General features: G+C 70.1%; 3 protein-coding genes and 2 pseudogenes. All 5 read left to right on the top strand.

All coding sequences use genetic code 11. The annotated features are described in order from the left end of the window. A pseudogene (locus tag ABZ567_RS32205) lies at nucleotides 1-105 on the top strand (ATP-binding protein); the annotation flags it as partial. Nucleotides 106-440: 335 nt separating this feature from the next. Next, nucleotides 441-3,752: a nitrate- and nitrite sensing domain-containing protein gene (locus tag ABZ567_RS32200; RefSeq protein ID WP_360796908.1), complete on the top strand. Its 3,312-nt coding sequence runs from the start codon at nucleotides 441-443 to the stop codon at nucleotides 3,750-3,752. A 7-nt stretch (nucleotides 3,753-3,759) separates the two neighbouring features. Then, nucleotides 3,760-4,173, top strand: a complete 414-nt coding sequence (locus ABZ567_RS32195) for a roadblock/LC7 domain-containing protein (protein WP_317877038.1) — start codon at nucleotides 3,760-3,762, stop codon at nucleotides 4,171-4,173. A 92-nt stretch (nucleotides 4,174-4,265) separates the two neighbouring features. Next, on the top strand, nucleotides 4,266-4,832 hold the full coding sequence (locus tag ABZ567_RS32190) for a DUF742 domain-containing protein (RefSeq protein ID WP_360796911.1): 567 nt from the start codon (nucleotides 4,266-4,268) through the stop codon (nucleotides 4,830-4,832). Continuing rightward, nucleotides 4,813-4,888: pseudogene (locus tag ABZ567_RS32185) on the top strand (ATP-binding protein); the annotation flags it as partial. The gene ABZ567_RS32190 and the pseudogene ABZ567_RS32185, both read left to right, overlap by 20 nt.

Below are 4,888 nucleotides of genomic sequence, written 5' to 3'. Positions count from 1 at the left end.
GGCCCCGACACCCCCATCATCACCACCGACGCCCGCCACCGCGCCGACGCCAAGAGCGCTCTCATCACGCTCGTGGAGCACGCCCTCATGGCCCGGCTCAAGTAGCGGAGCGGTCGGGGCGGTTGTCATATGCCGCTGCCAGGGGCGGTCTGTGTCCTTCGACACGGCCGCCCGTGCGTTCATAACGTTTCGACAGAGAATTGGAGCGTCCCGGACACACGACGCATCCGACCGGTGTCACTGCGCTCACATGAGCCCCGCCATTTGGCGGGGCTCGCTCTTTATGCCCGTTTTATGCGAGGCCTGGACCACTGAAGGGGGCCGTATCCCACTGTTTGGAACGGACCCCCTTCACGTGCTGCAATTCATGAACTCCCGAGTAGGCCCTGAACGAAACACCGGCACAACGTAGGTGCCGACGCCGAGAGGTTGTTGGTCGAGTGAGGCGAAGCAAGGAAAGCTCCGCGGAGCAGCAGACGCGGGGCAACTTCACGCCGCCGTCGCGTACTGCCGTGTTCCCCGCGGACATGCCCGTGACACCGCCGCCGACCGCGGCCGCGGGCAAGGGCAGCTCCAGCAAGCTGTCGCCCCGCAACTGGCGGGTGCCCACCCGACTGAACGCGATCCTCCTCATACCCGTGCTCGTCGGCCTCGTCATGGGCGGCTTCCAGGTCAAGGGCGCGATCGACACCTGGCAGGAGGCGCAGGACGCCGAGAAGACGGCGCTCATCGTGCGCGCCGCCTCGGAGTACAGCACCGCCCTGCTGAACGAGCGTGACCTCACCGCGGGTCCGCTGCTCGCCGCCAAGAGCGCCGAGGACCGCAAGAGCGACGAGGTCACGCGGGCGTACGCCGCGACCGACGCCGCCCGCGTGAAGTTCGACGAGGCCGCCAAGAACCTGCCGTCGGGCCAGGGCCTGGAGCGCCGGCTGCGCCTCTTCAAGGACGAGGAGCCGAAGCTCGACGCGCTGCGCAAGGCCGCGTACACCCGTGCCCTCGACCCGGTGAACACCCAGCTCGGCTACACCGGCGTCCAGCACTACCTCACCGAGTTCTCCAACGAGCTCGGCCTCGGCACCGGCAACGTCACCGCCTACGGCCGCAGTGTCTACGCCATCCAGCTGGCCAAGGGCGCCGAGTCCCTCCAGCGCTCGATCGGCACCCAGCTCCTGGTCCGGCCCAGCCGCCAGGAAGCCGTCTTCGCCCAGCAGTCCGTGGCGTTCAACTCGTACAACTACCTGGAGCAGATCGCCCTCGGCGAGTTCGCCTCCGGCGGTATGCCCGAGGACGTCGAGCTGCTCAAGAAGGTCATGGCCGGCAAGGCCACCGAGGGCGCCAAGCAGATGCGGGCCGCCGGCGTCGAACTGCCCAAGGGCAAGGACGGCTCCGTCTACTCCGGCGCGGCCTCCGCGATCGGCACCGCCAAGAACCCCGACGCTCTCGCGGCCCTCGCGGCCAAGGGCATCACGGCCGAGACCTGGATGGCCGTCGCCACCGCCAAGTTCGAGGGCTACTCCGAGGTCGAGAAGATCCTCGTCGACAAGGCCGTGAACGAGGCCGTGCGGATCTCCGACGAGGCCAAGACGGACGCCTGGGTCATCGGCGGCATCGTCGTCGTCGCCCTGCTCACCGCCTTCATCCTGGCCGGGATGATGGCCCGCCAGATGAGCCGCGCCATGCAGCAGCTGCGCACCGCCGCCTTCGGCATCGCCGAGCAGCGTCTGCCGATGCTGGTCGACCAGCTGTCCCGTACCGAGCCTGGCCGTGTCGACACCCGCGTCCAGCCCATCCCGATCGACTCGCAGGACGAGATCGGCGAGGTCGCCCGCGCCTTCGACCAGGTGCACCGCGAGGCCGTCCGGCTCGCCGCCGAGCAGGCCATGCTCCGGGGCAACGTCAACGCGATCTTCACCAACCTCTCGCGCCGCAACCAGTCGCTGATCGAGGGCCAGCTGACCCTCATCACCGACCTGGAGAACAACGAGGCCGACCCGGACCAGCTGGAGAACCTCTTCAAGCTGGACCACCTGGCCACCCGTATGCGCCGCAACGGCGAGAACCTCCTCGTCCTCGCCGGCGAGGAGCCCGGCCGCCGCTGGGACCAGCCGGTCCCGCTGGTCGACGTCATGCGCGCCGCCTCCTCCGAGGTGGAGCAGTACGAGCGCATCGAGCTCGCGGGCGTCCCGGAGGCCGAGATCCACGGCCAGGCCGTGACCGACCTCGTCCACCTGCTCGCCGAGCTCCTGGAGAACGCCACCACGTTCTCCTCCCCGCAGACCAAGGTCCGCGTCACCGCGACCCGTCTCCCCGACGGCCGCGTGATGGTCGAGATCCACGACAAGGGCATCGGCCTCACAGCCGAGGACTTCGCGGACATCAACCACAAGCTGGCCAACCCGCCGACGGTCGACGTGGCCGTCTCGCAGCGCATGGGCCTGTTCGTGGTCGGCCGCCTCGCCGACCGCCACGGCATCCGGGTCCAGCTCCGCCCCTCGGGCGAGCAGGCCGGTACGACCTCGCTCGTCATGCTGCCGGACGCGATCACCCACGGTGGCGGTGGCGAGCAGGCGCACCAGGACGACTTCACCGTCTCCCAGATCATCCCGCAGCAGCAGAACGCGTTCGAGAGCGCGCCGCCGCAGCAGCAGATGCTGACCGCCGCCGACCTCGGCTTCGACGACTCGCGCTACGACCGGTCGGCCGAGGAGGAGCGCCCGGTCGACCCGGTCGACCGCTCGCTGAAGCGTGAGGGGCGGCGTGCCGCCCTGGAGGCCCAGGCGCAGGGCGGTGACCGTCCGCTCTTCCGCGACGAGGTGGAGCAGGCCGAGCAGCCGGAGCAGGCGGAGGCCTACGGGCACCAGGACCAGGACTACGGCCAGGGCCAGGAGTACGGGCAGGGCCAGGAGTACGGGCAGCAGCAGGGCCAGGAGTACGCGCAGGAGCAGTACGCGCCGGCGCAGCAGGAGTACGGGCAGCAGCAGCCCCCGCAGGCGCAGGACTACGGCCAGGAGTACGCGGCCGGCTACCCGCAGCAGGACGGCTACGCGTACCCGCAGCAGGGGTACGAGACGTACCAGCAGCCCGGCTATGCGGAAGCCTCGTACGATGCCCCGGCAGCCGAACAGCAGCAGTACGGCAATACGTTCGATCCCCAGTCCCAGCAGGCCGAGTGGCAGGATCAGAACGCTCACGGGAACGGCTGGCAGCAGCCGTACGGTGCGGAAACGGAATCTGCTCCGCCCGCTCCCGAACAGGCCCCCGAGCGCGTAGGCTTCGACCGTCCGGGTCCGACCCCGAGTGCCGCCCCGGACGCCGGTCACGCGCTGACCGACGCCGGTCTGCCGCGCCGCGGCAGCGTCGCCCCGCAGAGCCCGCAGGCGCCGCAGCAGCAGTCGCCGCAGCAGGCGGAGCCCGCGCAGTCGGCGCAGGACCAGCAGCAGAACGAAGCCGACGGCCCCGAAACGTGGCGCTCGACCAACGACGAGCGCTGGCAGCGGGCCGGAAAGCTCAAGGACCCGAAGGCGGGCGGAGTCACCTCCTCCGGTCTCCCCCGCCGGGTCCCGAAGGCCAACCTGGTCGAGGGCACGGCTGAGCAGACCCCGCAGGGCGGCCCCCAGGTCTCCCGCGCCCCCGAGGACGTACGGGGCAGGTTGAGCAACCTGCGCCGGGGCGTCCAGCAGGGACGCACCGCGGGAACGGACACGAACGGATCGGGCCTCGGCCCGGGCAGTACCTACAACCAGGAGCGTTAGTGTGAGCATGAGCCAGGCGGCGCAGAATCTGAACTGGTTGATCACCAACTTCGTGGACAACACCCCCGGGGTGTCGCACACGGTGGTGGTCTCCGCCGACGGACTCCTGCTGGCGATGTCCGAGGGTTTCCCCCGGGACCGCGCCGACCAGCTGGCGGCCGTCGCCTCCGGACTGACCTCGCTGACCGCGGGCGCGTCCCGGATCTTCGAGGGCGGTGCGGTCAACCAGACCGTGGTGGAGATGGAGCGCGGCTTCCTCTTCCTCATGTCGATCTCGGACGGCTCCTCGCTGGCCGCGCTCGCCCACCCCGAGGCGGACATCGGTCTCGTGGGCTACGAGATGGCCCTCCTCGTGGACCGGGCGGGCACCGTACTGACTCCTGACCTCCGGGCGGAGCTTCAGGGAAGTCTTCTCAACTAACAGACAGACAGTGCGTTTCGCGCCACCGACCCGTAGGGTGCGGTGGCGCGGTTCCACGGGACATGGACCGCGAGGCAGTCGAGGAGGAGAACGTGGGAACACCACCGGGCGCAAGCCCCTACAACGGTTATGACGCGCACCAGGCGCCGCTCGGCGACCCCGCGCAGAACCGGTTCAACTTTCCCTCCACACCGAGCAGACAGGGTGCGTCGCAGCCCTATCGGCAGCCTCAGGGCCAGTCCGCGGGCGCCCACCGCGCCCCGTCCCCCGCCGGTGCGGGCGGTTCGAGCAGCGGTTCGGGCAGCGGTTCGGGCGGGCACAACCCGCTGGTGCGTCCGTACGCGATGACCGGCGGCCGGACCCGGCCGCGCTACCAGCTCGCCATCGAGGCACTGGTCAGTACGACGGCCGACCCGTCCCGGCTGCAGGGGCAGTTGCCCGAGCACCAGCGGATCTGCCGGCTCTGCATCGAGATCAAGTCGGTCGCGGAGATCTCGGCACTTCTCTCCATCCCCCTCGGCGTCGCCCGAATCCTCGTCGCCGACCTGGCCGAGGCCGGACTCGTCGCCATCCACCAGCCAGGCGGCGACGCCGCCGCCGGCGGCCAGCCAGACGTGACACTGCTCGAAAGGGTGCTCAGTGGACTTCGCAAGCTCTAGCGGCGGCGCGGCCCGTTCAACCACCAGCGCGAAGATCGTGGTGGCGGGTGGCTTCG

The organism is Streptomyces sp. NPDC016459, from assembly GCF_040632845.1.
GTDB lineage: Bacteria > Actinomycetota > Actinomycetes > Streptomycetales > Streptomycetaceae > Streptomyces.
This window is presented reverse-complemented; position numbering and strand designations above follow the sequence as displayed.